This is a genomic window from Aestuariivirga sp. (genome assembly GCF_041738905.1).
In the GTDB taxonomy this organism is placed as follows: domain Bacteria; phylum Pseudomonadota; class Alphaproteobacteria; order Rhizobiales; family Aestuariivirgaceae; genus Aestuariivirga.
This window is the reverse complement of sequence record NZ_JBGSOZ010000207.1, coordinates 44,718-59,366: the sequence shown is the minus strand read 5'-3', so window position 1 is coordinate 59,366 and position 14,649 is coordinate 44,718. Positions and strand designations below refer to the sequence as shown.

General features: G+C 62.2%; 14 protein-coding genes. 6 read left to right on the top strand and 8 right to left on the bottom strand.

The features are described 5' to 3' along the window. From ACEW8Q_RS20225 to ACEW8Q_RS20210, 4 genes are all read left to right on the top strand, one after another. Positions 1–823: trimethylamine methyltransferase family protein (locus ACEW8Q_RS20225; RefSeq protein ID WP_373505868.1), on the top strand; the 823-nt coding region annotated here is incomplete at its 5' end. A gap of 7 nt (positions 824–830) precedes the next feature. Then, positions 831–1,490 carry a ferredoxin gene (locus ACEW8Q_RS20220; RefSeq protein ID WP_373505867.1) on the top strand — a complete coding sequence of 220 codons (660 nt, stop codon included), beginning with the start codon at positions 831–833 and terminating at the stop codon, positions 1,488–1,490. A 6-nt stretch (positions 1,491–1,496) separates the two neighbouring features. Beyond that, positions 1,497–2,408 carry a homocysteine S-methyltransferase family protein gene (locus tag ACEW8Q_RS20215; RefSeq protein WP_373505866.1) on the top strand — a complete coding sequence of 304 codons (912 nt, stop codon included), beginning with the start codon at positions 1,497–1,499 and terminating at the stop codon, positions 2,406–2,408. Continuing rightward, positions 2,405–2,788 carry a GFA family protein gene (locus ACEW8Q_RS20210; protein WP_373505865.1) on the top strand — a complete coding sequence of 128 codons (384 nt, stop codon included), beginning with the start codon at positions 2,405–2,407 and terminating at the stop codon, positions 2,786–2,788. The genes ACEW8Q_RS20215 and ACEW8Q_RS20210 overlap by 4 nt, the downstream gene beginning before the upstream one ends. Before the next feature lie 118 nt (positions 2,789–2,906). Here ACEW8Q_RS20210 and ACEW8Q_RS20205 read toward each other — a convergent pair whose 3' ends face one another. Further along, the gene (locus ACEW8Q_RS20205; protein ID WP_373505864.1) at positions 2,907–3,545 is read right to left on the bottom strand and encodes a DUF1638 domain-containing protein; all 639 of its coding nucleotides are present in this window, start codon (positions 3,543–3,545) and stop codon (positions 2,907–2,909) included. 81 nt (positions 3,546–3,626) lie between these two features. After that, positions 3,627–4,328, bottom strand: coding sequence for a corrinoid protein (locus ACEW8Q_RS20200; RefSeq protein ID WP_373505863.1), 702 nt, complete (start codon positions 4,326–4,328; stop codon positions 3,627–3,629). Positions 4,329–4,490: 162 nt separating this feature from the next. Between ACEW8Q_RS20200 and ACEW8Q_RS20195 the strand changes: the two genes are divergently transcribed. Together ACEW8Q_RS20195 and ACEW8Q_RS20190 are read left to right on the top strand one after the other, a co-directional pair. Then, positions 4,491–5,735 carry a cysteine desulfurase-like protein gene (locus ACEW8Q_RS20195; RefSeq protein ID WP_373505862.1) on the top strand — a complete coding sequence of 415 codons (1,245 nt, stop codon included), beginning with the start codon at positions 4,491–4,493 and terminating at the stop codon, positions 5,733–5,735. A gap of 1 nt (position 5,736) precedes the next feature. Next, positions 5,737–6,666 carry a Gfo/Idh/MocA family protein gene (locus tag ACEW8Q_RS20190; RefSeq protein ID WP_373505861.1) on the top strand — a complete coding sequence of 310 codons (930 nt, stop codon included), beginning with the start codon at positions 5,737–5,739 and terminating at the stop codon, positions 6,664–6,666. On the opposite strand, the gene ACEW8Q_RS20185 is transcribed toward ACEW8Q_RS20190, so the two are convergent. From ACEW8Q_RS20185 to ACEW8Q_RS20160, 6 genes are read right to left on the bottom strand one after another with little or no spacing between them, the layout of a single operon-like run. Continuing rightward, positions 6,626–8,125, bottom strand: coding sequence for an AAA family ATPase (locus ACEW8Q_RS20185; protein ID WP_373505860.1), 1,500 nt, complete (start codon positions 8,123–8,125; stop codon positions 6,626–6,628). The genes ACEW8Q_RS20190 and ACEW8Q_RS20185 overlap by 41 nt on opposite strands. A 49-nt stretch (positions 8,126–8,174) precedes the next feature. Next, positions 8,175–9,191 carry a betaine--homocysteine S-methyltransferase gene (gene bmt / locus ACEW8Q_RS20180; RefSeq protein WP_373505859.1) on the bottom strand — a complete coding sequence of 339 codons (1,017 nt, stop codon included), beginning with the start codon at positions 9,189–9,191 and terminating at the stop codon, positions 8,175–8,177. A 43-nt stretch (positions 9,192–9,234) separates the two neighbouring features. Next, positions 9,235–10,056, bottom strand: a complete 822-nt coding sequence (locus ACEW8Q_RS20175; protein WP_373505858.1) for an MBL fold metallo-hydrolase — start codon at positions 10,054–10,056, stop codon at positions 9,235–9,237. Next, positions 10,056–10,985, bottom strand: a complete 930-nt coding sequence (locus tag ACEW8Q_RS20170; RefSeq protein WP_373505857.1) for a dimethyl sulfoxide reductase anchor subunit family protein — start codon at positions 10,983–10,985, stop codon at positions 10,056–10,058. The genes ACEW8Q_RS20175 and ACEW8Q_RS20170 overlap by 1 nt, the downstream gene beginning before the upstream one ends. Before the next feature lies 1 nt (position 10,986). Further along, complete coding sequence (locus tag ACEW8Q_RS20165; RefSeq protein ID WP_373505856.1) at positions 10,987–11,784, bottom strand: 4Fe-4S dicluster domain-containing protein; 798 nt, start codon at positions 11,782–11,784, stop codon at positions 10,987–10,989. Beyond that, positions 11,781–14,588 (bottom strand): molybdopterin oxidoreductase family protein, encoded by a 2,808-nt coding sequence (locus ACEW8Q_RS20160; RefSeq protein ID WP_373505855.1) that lies wholly within the window; start codon positions 14,586–14,588, stop codon positions 11,781–11,783. Before ACEW8Q_RS20160 ends, ACEW8Q_RS20165 begins: the two co-directional genes overlap by 4 nt. Positions 14,589–14,649 lie beyond the last annotated feature (61 nt).

The following is a 14,649-nucleotide window of genomic DNA, read 5'->3' as shown; positions in this document are numbered from 1 at the left end:
CCTCGAAGCGGCGGCGCGCGGCGGCATGCCGGTGCTCCTGCTCTCGGCGGCGCAGGCCGGGGCAACGTCTCCCGCAGCTCTCGCGGGCACGGTCGTTCAGGCGGTGGCGGAATGCCTCGCAGCCCTTGTCTACATCAATTGCGTGGTGCCGGGTGCTGTCGCCATCTGGGGGCCTTGGCCTTTCGTGTCGGACCTTCGCACGGGTGCCATGTCGGGCGGTTCGGGCGAACAGGCGCTCATCACGTCGGCCTGTGCGCAGATGGGGCACTTCTATAATCTCACCGTCGGATCAGCGGCGGGCATGTGCGACTCGAAGATGCCGGACATGCAGGCCGGTTACGAAAAGGGCGTGACCGCCGGCATTTCCGCCATGACCGGCATCAACATGATGTACGAGTCCGCGGGCATGCACGCTTCGCTGCTGGGTTTCAGCCTCGAAAGCCTGCTGATCGACAACGACATGCTGGGCTCGATCAACCGCAATGTGCGCGGCATCGAGGTCAATGACGAAACGCTGTCGCTGGAAGTCATCACCGATGTCTGCGTCAATGGCCCCGGACATTACCTCGGCAACGAGCAGACCCTGTCGCTGATGCAGAAGGAATACGTCTATCCGCAGATTGCCAACCGGATGAGCCCCAAGGAATGGGCCGAGGCAGGCAAGCCCGATCTGGTGGAGCGCGCAACGGCCCGCAAGATGGAAATCCTCACGACCTACTATCCCGACTACCTGCCATGGGAAATGGACAAGGTCCTCCGCCAGAACCACGACATCAAGCTGCCGCGCTCGATGATGGAACCGGGCGACCCGCGCTGGGCATAATCCTGCCATGGAGCACCCGATCCTGAACGCCATCCGCCGGGCGGCCTTCACGCCGCTCGGCTGGTTTCAGCCTGCGCCCGAGGATGGCGTTCCGGAGGATGCCCGCTTCGTCATTCTCATCGGAAATGCCGGCCCAGACATGTTCCGGCGCTTTGCGCGCGAGCGCGACCCCTCCCGCGATGCGATGGACGACTGGACGCGGGATGCGGTCACGCGTCTCGCCGGTGATCTCGACGCCCGCGCCGTCTATCCGTTCGAAATGGAACCACCCTGGCCCTTCCTGCGCTGGGCAAGGCGCGGAGGGGCGGGACATGTGTCACCGCTTGGCCTCAACATTCACCCCATCTATGGCCTTTGGCACGCCTATCGCGCGGCACTACTGTTTCCTGTCGAGTTTGATATTCCCGCGCAGGAACCCGGTGCTCACCCGTGCCAATCCTGCCCGGTCAAACCCTGCCTCACCGCCTGCCCCGTTTCCGCCTTTGATGGCAGCCGCTATGACGTGCCGGTCTGCGCCGAACATTTGAAAATGCCGCAGGGAGAAGAATGTATGTCGCGTGGGTGCCTTGCGCGCCATGCTTGTCCTGTGGGACAAGGCTTCGCCTACGCTCCGGCACAGGCGAAGTTCCATATGCGGGCGTTCCTCGCCGCGCGTCAGAAGGTATGAGTTAAGATGTACGACCACATCGCGGCCAAGCTGGCCCGCGGCGACGTGATTATCCTCGACGGCGGCACCGGCACCGACATCCAACGCCGCGGCGTGCCCATGAGCAACAACACCTGGTGCGCGGAAGCCAATCTCACCCATCCTGATATCGTGCGCGAGGTTCATGGCGACTATATCCGCGCCGGTGCCGATATCATCATCGCCAACACATTTGCCACCAGCGCGCTGCTTTTCAATGCGCTGGACCGCGACGAGGAGCTTCTTGAACTCGACCGTGCCGCCGTGGCAATCGCCAGGCAGGCGGCCGCCCACCATCAGGTCGCTGTTGCCGGCTCGATGTCGACGATGCGGCCCGTGGTTGCGGGAAGTGATCGCACCTCGAAGCAGCGCGAATGGCCCGAAGCCACGGCGCGCGCCTTGTTCAAGCGAAAGGCCGACAATATGGCCCGCTGCAAGGTCGACCTCATCATGATGGAGATGATGCGCGACGTCGATTATTCACTATGGGCCACCGAGGCGGCCATTGCGACGCGCCTGCCCGTTTGGGTCGGCATCTCGGTCGAGAAGCGGCCGGATGGAAAGCTCACGGGCTTCGGCCGCGAGGACCAGTTGCTGGACGATGTTGCGCGCGTGCTCGCTGCAACGAAGCCTGCCGTGATCACCATCATGCATACGTCTCCCAATGACACGGACGAGGCCATCGACGTCGTCCGCAAGCACTGGAATGGCCCGCTCGGCGCCTATCCGGAAAGCGGATACTTCAAGATGCCCGAATGGACCTTCGTCGACATCATTCCACCAGATGAACTGGTGGCGAAGTCGGAGGAGTGGCGGAAGAAGGGGCTCATTGCCTTTGGCGGCTGCTGCGGTCTCGGGCCCGAACACATCATCGCCCTCGCAAAGGCGTTCAAGCCGTGAAGACCGGCTCATGCCTGTGCGGCGCGGTGAAGTATGAGGTGCATGGCGCGCTTCGCCCGGTGCTTGCGTGTCATTGCAACCAGTGCCGCAAGCAGACCGGCAATTACTGGTCCTCCACGGCTTGTGCCGACACAGAACTCAGCATAATCGAGGACCGGGGACTCAAGTGGTACCGGTCGAGCGCGGAAGCCCGCCGCGGCTTTTGCCAGGAATGCGGCTCCGTGCTGTTCTGGAAGAAGGACGGCAGCGACCATACCTCGATCACCGCGGGAACAATCGATGGTCCAACCGGCGCTCCGCTCGAGGGGCATATCTTCTGCGAGAGCGCCGGTGACTACTACGAAATCGCCGGTGGGGCGTTCCGGCTGGACCGCTGGTAAAGTCCGGGCAAGACCAAGCCAGCCGCCCGACTCGTCATCGGGTATCGAGACATTCGCATGCGCAACATGAAGACTGGCTGAGAGGGCGTGTCAGCGAATTGTCATCTTGCTGGTATGGTCAAGTTGCACGGGACTTCAGGCCTGTTTCCAGTTCGCCGTAGCCGGTGAAGCGGTATTCATAACCGAGGCCAAGTTTCCTGGCGGCCGCCATGGCTTTCTTTGCCAGTTCCTCGTCACGGGTCTGAGCAAGGAAGACGATCTTCCGGTAATTGCCAAAATACAGCGGCAGCAATTCGGGGTGGCGGTCGAGGCCAAGGCCTGACCAGATCAGCTTGTCGAAATGCCTGGCGAGATAGTCGGTGAGGAAGAAGGACGTGACATCGTCCTCGGCATGACGGTCGAACTCGGCATTGCCGGAGAAGAAAGCATAACAATGGGGGCCATCAATCCGCTCGATCCCCTCCTCCTGCAACAGGGCATCGAGCTGGCCGCCGGTTCCGCAGTCGCCATAGAGCACATAGATCGACGCGTAGCTCCCCTTGGCCGCAGTTATCTTTTCGCGCAGCGCGGGAACGATCTTGTCGGGCGTGTTGTGCCACTTCGCAGGCAGGCACTGCAGGTCGAAACCGCTCCAGCGGTTGCGTTCGATCAGGTCCACGATCTCGCGGGCCAATGCTCCGCAGGCCAGAAGCAGAACCTGCCCCTGACCCGGCTTGAACTCGAATTCATCCGATGGCGTGAGGTTGACGACAGTCATAGTCAGGAACCCTTCACCATTCGCTTGCGCTGAAGGTGTCAGTCCGGTTGCAAGACGCCGTGAGCCGGAGAGCCCGCCGCCTCAGCCGTTGGCGAGCTGGTTGTGCTTTCTCGCCATGTAGGACTTGGCCGTCTCGACCGCCACGGCGGCGTCACGGCAATAGGCATCGGCACCAATGGCCTTGGCGAAATCCTCGTTGAGCGGAGCACCGCCCACCAGCACGACATAGTCGTCGCGCATGCCCTTTTCCTTCATCGTGTCGATCACGACCTTCATGTAGGGCATGGTTGTGGTGAGAAGCGCAGACATGCCGAGAATGTCCGGCTTGTGCTCGTCCATCGCAGCCAGATATTTCTCGACCGGGTTGTTGATGCCGAGGTCGATGACTTCAAAGCCAGCGCCTTCCATCATCATGCCGACGAGGTTCTTGCCGATGTCATGAATGTCGCCCTTGACCGTGCCGATCACCATCTTGCCCTGGCGCGGAGCACCCGTGGCAATGAGGAGCGGACGGAGGATGAACATGCCGGCCTTCATCGAGTTGGCGGCGAGCAGCACTTCCGGAACGAACAGGATGCCATCACGGAAATCGACGCCGACGATGCGCATGCCTTCGACAAGGGCTTCGGTCAGCACCTTGTATGGCGTCCAGCCACGGCCCAGAAGAATGTGAACGGCCGCCTCGACCTCTTCCTTCAGGCCGTCATACAGGTCGTCATGGACCTGCTGCACCAGCTCCTCATCATTGAGGGAGTTCAGGTCAAGTTCACCATCGTCGCTCATCAGCTGTCTCCGGACCGGAAAATCATGAAATGTCAGAATAGCCGCGACAGCGTGAATGCCTCCGCCAGCGGGCGACGTTCACTTGCCGGAAAGCGACGGTTGAGGCAAGCGGAAAGGGGGGCTAAGGGTAGCTCCCCACTAGCTTGCGCCGGATTTTTCATCATGCCCCTCGCCTTCGACGCCGCCTCCTCCCGCGGCCAGTTTCCCGCCCTCGCCCTCACCGACGATGGGGCTCCGCGCGTCTATTTCGACAACCCCGCCGGAACCCAGGTGCCCCGCCAGGTCATCGACCGAACCGTCGAATGCCTGACGTTCAAGAACGCCAATCTCGGCGGCTACTTCAAGACGACGGAGGAAGCCGGCGCGCTGGTCGATCTTGCGCATCAGGCCTGTGCGGATTTCTACAATGCGACATCCGTCTCGGAGATCGTGTTCGGCCAGAACATGACGACGCTGACGCTTCACATGTCGCGCTGCCTTGGACGGAAATTCAAGACGGGCGACGAGATCGTGCTGTCGCGCATGGACCATGACGCCAACGTGGCGCCGTGGCTGCTGCTGGCGGAAGACCTGGGCCTCGTCGTGCGCTGGATGGATTTCGACACCGGCACTTACGAGTTCCCCGACGACGCCCTGAGCAAGGTGCTCTCGGACAAGACGAAGCTCGTCGCGTTTGGCATGGCATCCAACTTGACCGGCACCGTGAACGACGCCAGGCGCTTTACCGCGCAGGCCAAGGCCGCTGGCGCCATCGTCTATCTCGATTCGGTGCAGTTCGCTCCCCACTATGCAATCGACGTGCAGGACCTCGGCGCCGATATCGTGGTCTCCTCCGCCTACAAGTGGTTCGGCCCGCACCAGGGCGTTCTGTGGGGGCGCGAGCAATTGCTGAAGGAGACCTTCGGCTACAAGGTGAGGCCCGCGGGCGAAGACCTTCCGCACAAGTTCGAGACCGGCACGCTGAGCCACGAGGGCATGGCCGGGACGCTCGGCGCCATCGAGTATCTGGAGCAGTTCGGTGTGGGCGAAACACGGGCCGCCCGCATCTCGTCGGCGTGGGCCGCAATGGCGGAATACGAGCAGAAGCTGACGCTCAGGCTCATCGAGGGATTGAAGACATTCAAGGGCCTCACGGTGAGGGGCGTCACCTCCGCCAATGCCATGCACCGCCGTGTTCCCACCGTGTCCTTCACGCTGGACGGCCATCACCCGACGAACCTCGCCAAGGACTTCGCGAAGGACAACATCTTCGTGTGGTCGGGGCACAACTATGCCATCGAGCCCGTGAGCCGCATGGGGCTGATGGACACGGGCGGCGTGCTGCGCATCGGACTTGCCCACTACAACACGGAAGCCGAGGTGGATGCGTTGCTGTCCTCCCTCACCCGCCAGATCAGGAACGCATAAAATGGCTTACAAGCTCGGTATCATCGGTCTCGGCAAGATTGCGCAGGACCAGCATCTTCCTGTGGTCGCCAAGAACAATGACTTTGAACTCGCCGCTGTCGTTTCCTCGCGCGGCGGCTACAAGAATGTTCCGTCCTTCAAGACGCCGGGCGAACTCTTCGCCAGCGGTATCAAGCTCGATGCCGTGTCCCTCTGCATGCCGCCCGAGCCGCGTTTCGCCATCGCCCGCGCTGCGCTCGATGCGGGACTTCACGTGCTGATGGAAAAGCCGCCCCACCCGACAGTCGGCGAACTCCTCGCACTGACCCGCCACGCGGCTGACAAGAGGCGCATCCTGTTCACCACATGGCACTCGCAATACAACGCAGCCGTGGACGAGGCGAAACGGCTGCTGTCAGGCAAGACGGTTTCCATGCTTCACGTGAACTGGAAAGAGGACGTGCGCCACTGGCACCCGGGGCAGGAGTGGATCTGGGAGCCCGGCGGCTTCGGCGTGTTCGATCCCGGCATCAATGCCTTCTCGATCGTTACGAAGATCATGCCGCAGCCGCTGTTCGTCGAGGCCTGCGTGCTCGAAACGCCAAGCAACAAGTCAACGCCGATTGCGGCACAGATCCAGTTCAAGCCGTCATGGGATGGTCAGGCAGACCTTTCCGCCGACCTCGACTGGCGGCAGACCGGCGAGCAGAGTTGGAACATCGACGTCGAAACCACGGACGGCCTGAAGCTTCAACTGCGCAAGGGCGGCACGGAACTCTATGTGGGCGGCAATCTGAGCGTTGCAGCGCCATCTGAAGAGTATGAACGCATCTATGAGCACTTCGCGGCGTTGCTGAAGTCTGGCAAGAGCCACATCGACGGGGCTCCGCTTCAGCTTGTCTCCGATTGCTTCATGCTGGGCCGGCGGAAGGACACCGAAGCCTTTCTCTGACGGCTGCAAGCGTTTCGGCTGGCGTATGCGATGCGTCCACGCGGTGCCAGTCCATGGGGCCGAGACGATAGGTGAGTTGCTTCTCGACCACATCGGCGGTGGCATCGGAAGCATCGGCTTTACGAGCCGTTACGCGCGATTTCAGTAGTTCCTCGGTAGCCTCGAGCCAGAAGCCATGGAAGTCAGCGCCTGTCTTCGATGCCAGGGCCGCTGCGGCCGCTGCGGAACTGCGCTCGATTGCGTGAGCGAAGACGGCATCGAGTACAACGGAGTGTCCTGCTGCAAGGGCCTTCTCGGTGCGGGCGAGGCAAGCGTTGTAGACGGCCGCCGACGCCTCTCTCGAATATGACGCCGTCGGCAGGCGGTGAGTATCGGCCACGCCCGCCAGAACCTTGCGCTCCACATCGCTGCGCACGTGAAGTGCCCCGGGCGCCCCGCCGATTTCAGACGCGAGGCCAGCGGCAAGGGTCGATTTTCCGGTGCCCGACAATCCGCCGATGCAGACGAGGCAGGGCCGTGCCGGTTTCAGAAAGGCAATCGACGCGCGGAACCAATCCAAGGCTTGCCCGCGCGGCTTCATAGAACTGCTGAGCGGAAGCTCATGCGCCAGATCGGCCGATACAAGTGCGCGCACCCCCGCCCTCGTTGACAGGAACAACGGGAGCAGCGCCAGCCCGGAAAGATCTTCCTCCCTGCGCCTGAGATGGAGATAGCGGTTAAGGATGATGTTTGCCGCGCGCTTCTCGTCATGGGTCCACAGATCCATCAACAGGAAGGCAAGATCGTAGAGCACGTCGATGGTCGCGATCTTCTCGCTGAACTCGATGGCATCGAAGAGCTTCGGCGTACCGTCCTCCACGATGATGTTTCCGGCATGCATGTCGCCATGGCAGCGGCGCACGAGGCCGTCTTCGCCCCGCCTGTTTAGGAGCATCTTCGAACGGCTCAACGCGTCTTCGTAGAGCGCATGGAATTCGAGCGTGGCGGCGGGTTGAAAGATATCGGGCGAGTCGATGAAGGCCTTCGACAGTTGCGCGCCCAGGCCCATCATGATGCCGGCGGCTGCCGTGTTTCGCTGTGGAGCGGCGGCATGGGCTTCCACTACCATGTCGGCAAGGCGTCGCGCGACACCTTCTGAAATCCCGTCATGCGCCATCTTCCACGAGAGCAGCGCATAGGCCGGAAACCGCCGCATCACCAGAACAGGCTCGCCCAGCACGTCCGTCACAAACAGATAGATGTCGGGGGCGAAGACGCGATTGATGGCAAACTCGTCGTTGAGAACCGCCAGCCGCTTCTCGCGGCTGGAGAAATCAAGATAGGGAAGCTTGATCGGCTTCTTGATCTTGAAGGCGCGGTTGCCAACAAGAAACACATGGGCCGCATGGGTTTCCACCTGTTCCACGGACTGGCCGGGAAACCCCCAAGTCTCACCCTTCAGATATGATGCATCGAACATGAAGTGCATGCTGCGCCTTCACGCAGCATGCGGCATTGACCAGCGTCAATTACCCCCGGCGGCGAACGCCTCGCGCGGCGGCTCCTGCTGCGGCGGTATCCACACCCTTCGCGAGCGGCGATACCGGGCCCAGCCGTTCCTCGATCAGTTCCACGGTGGGTCGCTCGCCCCTGGTGTAGGTCTCGAGCGACTTGCGCATGGAAGCGAGATGTTCAGGACTGGTTCCGCAGCACCCACCGATGATCTTGGCTCCCGCGTCGAGCGCGATCCGGGCGTAGTCCGCCATCAGTTCAGGCGTGCCGGTGTAGTGGATGTGACCATCGACATATTGCGGAATGCCGCAGTTGCCCTTGGCGACCACCGCCGCATCGGGACGTGCTGCCGATATGCCCAGCACGGTCGCAACGAGTTCTGACGCGCCGACGCCGCAATTGGCACCGATGGCGACAGGCTGCGTGGGCAGTGCCGCCGTGATGGCGCCGAAGGCCTTCGGCGTGATGCCCATCATGGTGCGGCCGTTGGTATCGAAGCTCATGGTCGTCACGATCGGCAGGCCTGCCTTGGCGGCGCCCTCGACGGCGGCGCGGAGCTCTTCTTCCGATGACATGGTCTCGATCCAGAGGACATCGACGCCGCCCTCCTTGAGGGCCATCGCCTGCTCGGCAAAGGAATCCACAGCCTCGTCATGGCTGAGCGCGCCCACAGGCTGCATGATTTCGCCCGTCGGCCCGATGGAACCTCCGACATAGACGGGGCGATCAACCGCATCAGCTTCCGCGCGGGCGTTCTTCGCCGCAGCGATATTGATCTCGCGCACCTTGCCCTGTGCGTCATGCAGCTTGAGGCGATGGCGGTTGCCGCCGAAGGTGTTGGTCAGCACGATATCAGCGCCTGCCTCGATGAAGCGGCGGTGCAACGAACGCACGCGGTCCGGATGCTCGAAGTTCCACATTTCAGGGGCATCGCCCGAGACGAGGCCCATCTGGAAATAATTGGTGCCCGTGGCGCCGTCGGCCAGCAGCCAGGGGCGCGTCGCGAGGGCTTCGGTGAAGGACGGGCGGGTCATGGGAGCCTCTTTCGGATAACGATATAAAGAAGTCTTTATATGATCAGGGGGTTGCTTGCCAAGAGGCAAACGCCTCCTCGGAGACCAGAAGCGACATCCGCTCATTCACCGGCCAGGCCGCCGGCTTCTCACCGCTGGCCTTGAGGCGGGTGAGGCTGCTGGCCAGGTCGGCCACATCCTTCCGTGCCAGACGCGGCGCGCGGTTGAGGCGGTTGGCGTCGGGCTTGCCATGGGCGCACAGGATCGCCGTATCTTCGCCGATCAGCGGGAGCAACGCCTCCGCACTTTCCAGATAGGCCTTGAGGTCGGAATTGCGGATCTGGGCGTAGAGCTTGCCCGGATAGACGAAGTCCGCCGCGAACATGATGTTCGCCTCGCGATCCAGCAGGGACACCGAGTCGGGGGAATGGCCCGGCGTGTGGAGAAGCTCCAGCACGCGGCCGCCGAGGTCAATCTTGCTGCCGATGGGAAGCCAGGAATTCACCCTCACCGGCGTCCAGCTCATGCCTTCCCAATACCCTACATAAAGGTCGTCGCGTGGCGTGAACCAGCCATCCTTCTCGCCCTCCCGCAGGATGGGGAGATCCGGCACGGCAATGTTGGTGAAGCGCGACAGGCATCCGGTGTGGTCGAAATGCATGTGCGAGGGAAGTGCCGTCACCGGCAAGTTCGTCAGCGCACGGACGGCATTGGAAATATCCCTGACACCCGGACCCGTATCGAACAGGAGGGCGCGGCGGGTTCCGCAAATCAGATAGTTCCAGTTGTTCTGGTGAAAGCGCGGCTCACCGATGGCGATCACCCCCGGCGCCACGTCCTCTATCGCGAACCAGTCGTCAAACCAGCGAACTCCTTCACACAGCATCAGGCGGACTTTGCTCCATAGAAAAGTGTGACCACATGCTGGGCTTCCGCGAAGAACAACCAGCGTTCGAAGACGGCGGCAGCAAGTGCGAGTGCCGCCGCGACGATGGCGATGTAGGGCAAGAGCAATGCGGCAACCATGAACATCAGCGAGAAGACCAGCAGCAGGATGACCAGCCGCCTGAGCTTCGTCGCGTGCTTGCGGGCGACGGCATAGCCCATTTCCTTCTGGATGTAGTTTTCGGAGGTGTGCGGCACTTCCCACTGGCCCACCTGCCCGATGCGGCCAAGCCCTGTTGCAATACCCATCGTGTGGCTGCGCGGCGCCTTGTCGATATGGCGCCAGTAGGCCAGCTTCAGCGCGATCAAGGCCACCAGCAGCACCACCGTGAGCACGACCTGAAACACCTGGAAGCGTCCGAACAGCGAAGCGATGGCGCCAAGCAGGGAAGACCCTGTCGCCAGGCTGAAGGCAAGATAGACAGGCGCGGTGAGCGGTGTGTTCCATGCCCGGATGGTGGTAAGGGTGGAATAGATCTTGGCCGTGCAGAACACCGTCACCATCGCCATCACCGCCGTGATGATCCCCAAGGGAGCGATCCATTGCGGTGCCTCGACAAGGCCCGTCCACAAAAGGCCGAAGAGCAGAGCGGGAACATAAGTCACGACCGCGGCCACGCCTTCGCGCGACAGCCATGACGAGCGCCATTGCGAGAAGGCTCGCCACGCCCGTTCAGGGTGGCCAAGATGGAAGGTGGACGACAGCAGACCGACTGTGATCAATCCAAGTGCCACCACCATGGCGACAAGACCGAAGCCAAGGCTCGACGCCTGACCGTGATTGAAACCGACCAGGCCCAGCAGCGCCAGCAACCCGTAGCCGGCGCCCGAGGCCGTGGTGAAGAGAATGACCGAATAGGCGGGATGCATGTCAGCCTTCGAGTTTGCCGGAATGGTCGATGTCGGAGGGGCGGGCGACTGCCCTTCCGGTGGAGAGCAGCTTGTCGGCCCAGGTGAAAAGCCGGTCGAAGGCGGAGCCATCGGGCTTCGGCAGGGCCTCGGCTTTCGCGGTCACGGAATCGCGCCGGGCGCGCGGCGGCAGGTATTTGTTTACCGGCTTGTAGCCCATCTCGGGGAAGAGATCGTAGCCGCCGCGATCCGCCACCAGCTGCGAGACTTGGGAACTTTCGTCGCCGAGGTCACCGAAATGGCGGGCACCCGTGGGGCAGGCCTTCACGCAGGCAGGCTGGCGGTCCTCCGGCTCAAAATTCTCGTTGTAGATACGGTCGACGCAGAGCGTGCATTTCTTCATCACGCCATCGGTCTGGTCATATTCGCGGGCACCATAGGGGCAGGCCCACGAGCACAGCTTGCATCCGATGCAGGTTTCGGGATTGACCAGCACGATGCCGTCCTCGGCCCGCTTGTAACTCGCACCCGTCGGGCAGACGGTGACGCAGGCCGGTTCCTCGCAATGCAGGCAGGAGCGCGGGAAGTGAACAATGCGCGATTGCGCCTGCCCCTCCTCCTTCACCTCGTAGCCGTGAACACGATTGAGCCACACGCCCGTGGCCGCAGCGCCATAAGGCGTTTCATCGGTGAGCGGTGCCGAATAGCCCTGCGTATTCCATTCCTTGCAGGACGTGGCGCAGGCCTGGCAGCCGACGCAAGTATCGAGGTCGATGACGAGGCCGAGCTTCTTCTTAGAGGGAGGCGGGAGAGAGGTCATTTCACCCTCCTGATCTTCTTCAGCGTCGCAAACTGCGGCTGGCTGACATCGTCCTGCTCTGAAGCTTTCTCGACGCGGACGCGAAGATCGTACCACGCCGCCTGGCCCGTGACGGGATCGCTGTTGGAATAACGATAGCCGCCCTCACGCTCGGGCAGGAGTTCGGAGATCAGGTGATTGAGCAGGAAGCCCTTTGTTCCCTCCTCCGCGTCCTTGGCGAGGTTCCATGCCCCCTTGCGTTTGCCGATGGCGTTCCATGTCCAAACGGTCTCGGGATTCACGCCGTCCATCAGCTTTGCCTGTGCCTTGATCTTTCCATGGTGCGAGGTGACGGTCACCCAGTCGCCATCGGCAATCCTGAGTTTTGCCGCCATCTCGCGCGCCATATAGAGCCAGTTGCGGCCGAGGATCTGGCGGAGCCAGGAGTTCTGCGATCCCCATGAGTGATACATCGCCATGGGGCGCTGGGTGACGGCGTGCATGGGGAAGTCTTCGCCCGACACCATCTCGCCTTCGAACGGCGCGTACCAGAAGGGGATCGGATCGAAATAGTCCTCGATGCGCTTCCGGTGCTGTTGCGGCGGAACGATCTTGCCGAAGCCGCGCGCCGCAAGCCTGAACTTCTGCAACGGTTCGCAATAGAGCTGGTGAATGACGGGCTCGGGCTTTCCGATGAAGCCGAAGAACGTGGCCCAGTCGAGATAGGCCCAGTTCACATGGCGATAATACTTCATTTGATCGGGAAGCTCGTAGTACCAGTGGCAGCCGTTGTCGATATAGTGCTGCAACTGCTCCGGGTTCGGCGTGCCGCGGCCCTGCGCGCGTCCGTTCGGGCCACGGAAGCCGGCGAGCGGGCCAATGCCCGGTGCTCGCTCATGGTTCACGATATAATCCTGGTAACCGCCGGGATAGCGCGGCGAGCCATCGGTGCGGGTCATGCCGGGAAGCCCCAGCCTGTTGCCTAAGTCCAGCAGCACGGTCTGGAACGGCCTCACATCGCGATCGGGCTCGACCACGGGCTGGCGGATCGAGTCAGCGGGTCCATCGGCTTCCGAGATCGGCCGGTCGAGCATCGAAATGCAATCCCAGCGCTCCAGGTATGTCGTGTCGGGCAGGATAAGATCGGCGTATTGCACCATCTCGGAGGCATAGGCATCGGAGTAGATGATCTTCGGGATCGTGTAGGACCCGTCAGCTTCCTTCTGTGTGAGATATTTCAGCGTATCCGGCACGTTCATGGCCGAGTTCCAGCTCATGTTGGCCATGTACATGAAGAGCACGTCGATGCCGTAAGGGTCTTTCTTCGCGGCATTGGTGATGACCATGTGCATCATGCCGTGGGCGGCCAAGGGCGCGTCCCAGCTATAGGCCTTGTCGATCCGCTGCGGCGTTCCCTCGGCATCGACCAGCAGGTCTTCCGGCGACGTGACGAAGCCCAATGGCGGGCCGGGCAGCGGCGTGTTGGGTTTCACCTGTCCCGGCTTTCCAGCTGGTTTCACGCCAGGCGGCGGCGGCTTGGGGAATGGCGGCTTGTAGCGGAAGCCACCGGGGACATCGATGGTGCCAAGCAGGATCTGCAGCAGGTGAATCGTGCGGCAGGTCTGGAAGCCGTTGGCATGGGCCGATATCCCGCGCATCGCATGCATCGAGACAGGGCGGCCCAGCATCTTCTCGTGATAGCGGCCCAGATGATCCGTCCACGGAACGTCGAGTTCGATCTGTTCCTCGAAGGCCGTGCGGGCGAGTTCTGCGGCAATCCGCTTGATGGTTTCCACCGGCACGCCGCAGCGCTCCGATACCGCCTCGGGCGTCCACTCCGGCGTCAAGAAGCGCTCGGCGATCAGCTGGAAGCTCGTCACCACGCGGCGGCCATCTGGCAGCTTAAAGCGGCCCATGAGCTTCGGCTCCGCATCGGGAGACAAGGCGGGCATCGGCGTTCCCGAATGGCTGTCCCAGACAAGACCCGAACCTTGAGCATTTCGCACAAAGAGCCCGTCATCGGCGCCGCCCGGATTCTCGATCACCAGCCAGGGCGAATTGGTATAGCGGAGCAGGTATTCGCCATCGATCTTCTGGGCCGAGAGCAGCTCATGGATCAGCGCGCCCACGAACAATCCATCCGTACCCGGACGGATGCCGATCCACTCATCGGCAATCGCCGAATAGCCGGTGCGGATTGGGTTGATCGAAATGATCTTTGCACCCTTGGCCTTCAACTGGCCCAATGCCTTCTTGATCGGGTTCGATGCATGGTCCTCGGCGACGCCGAAGAGCATGAAGTATTTGGTGTGCTTCCAGTCCGGCTCGCCGAACTCCCAGAACGAGCCGCCAAACGTGTAGAGTCCGGCCGCCGCCATGTTGACGGAGCAGAAGCCGCCATGGGCTGCATAGTTGGGCGTGCCGAACTGCGCCGCCCACCAGCCCGTGAGGCCCTGGCTCTGGTCGCGGCCCGTGAAGAAGGCGAGCTTCTTCGGGTCGATGTTCCGCACCTCCGAAAGCCACATGGTGGCGGTGCGGAGCGCTTCCTCCCATTCGATCTCGCGGAATTCGCCGGAGCCCCTCTCGCCCACCCGGATCAAGGGCTTTGAAAGCCGTGCGGGTGAATAGTGCTGCATGATCCCTGCTGCACCCTTGCCGCAGATAATCCCCTTGTTGACGGGATGATCGGGGTTGCCGTCGATGTACTTGACCGTGCCGTCCTTCAGGTGGACGCGGATGCCGCAGCGGCACGCGCACATGTAGCACGTGGTGGTCTTTGTCTCGTCCCAGGTCTTGGGCGAGGTGTTGACGGCGGGTTCGGTCATGTTCTGCCTGCGAAACGTCGAATCCGGTTTACTCTATCGGCTCCCTTGGCACTATGATAGG

Coding starts and splice junctions, on each gene's coding strand:
- ACEW8Q_RS20220 (WP_373505867.1), top strand. CDS start 831: ATGGAGCACCCGATCCTGAACGCCATCCGCCGGGCGGCCTTCACGCCG.
- ACEW8Q_RS20215 (WP_373505866.1), top strand. CDS start 1,497: ATGTACGACCACATCGCGGCCAAGCTGGCCCGCGGCGACGTGATTATC.
- ACEW8Q_RS20205 (WP_373505864.1), bottom strand. CDS start 3,545: ATGACTGTCGTCAACCTCACGCCATCGGATGAATTCGAGTTCAAGCCG.
- ACEW8Q_RS20200 (WP_373505863.1), bottom strand. CDS start 4,328: ATGAGCGACGATGGTGAACTTGACCTGAACTCCCTCAATGATGAGGAG.
- ACEW8Q_RS20195 (WP_373505862.1), top strand. CDS start 4,491: ATGCCCCTCGCCTTCGACGCCGCCTCCTCCCGCGGCCAGTTTCCCGCC.
- ACEW8Q_RS20190 (WP_373505861.1), top strand. CDS start 5,737: ATGGCTTACAAGCTCGGTATCATCGGTCTCGGCAAGATTGCGCAGGAC.
- ACEW8Q_RS20185 (WP_373505860.1), bottom strand. CDS start 8,125: ATGTTCGATGCATCATATCTGAAGGGTGAGACTTGGGGGTTTCCCGGC.
- bmt (WP_373505859.1), bottom strand. CDS start 9,191: ATGACCCGCCCGTCCTTCACCGAAGCCCTCGCGACGCGCCCCTGGCTG.
- ACEW8Q_RS20175 (WP_373505858.1), bottom strand. CDS start 10,056: ATGCTGTGTGAAGGAGTTCGCTGGTTTGACGACTGGTTCGCGATAGAG.
- ACEW8Q_RS20170 (WP_373505857.1), bottom strand. CDS start 10,985: ATGCATCCCGCCTATTCGGTCATTCTCTTCACCACGGCCTCGGGCGCC.
- ACEW8Q_RS20165 (WP_373505856.1), bottom strand. CDS start 11,784: ATGACCTCTCTCCCGCCTCCCTCTAAGAAGAAGCTCGGCCTCGTCATC.
- ACEW8Q_RS20160 (WP_373505855.1), bottom strand. CDS start 14,588: ATGACCGAACCCGCCGTCAACACCTCGCCCAAGACCTGGGACGAGACA.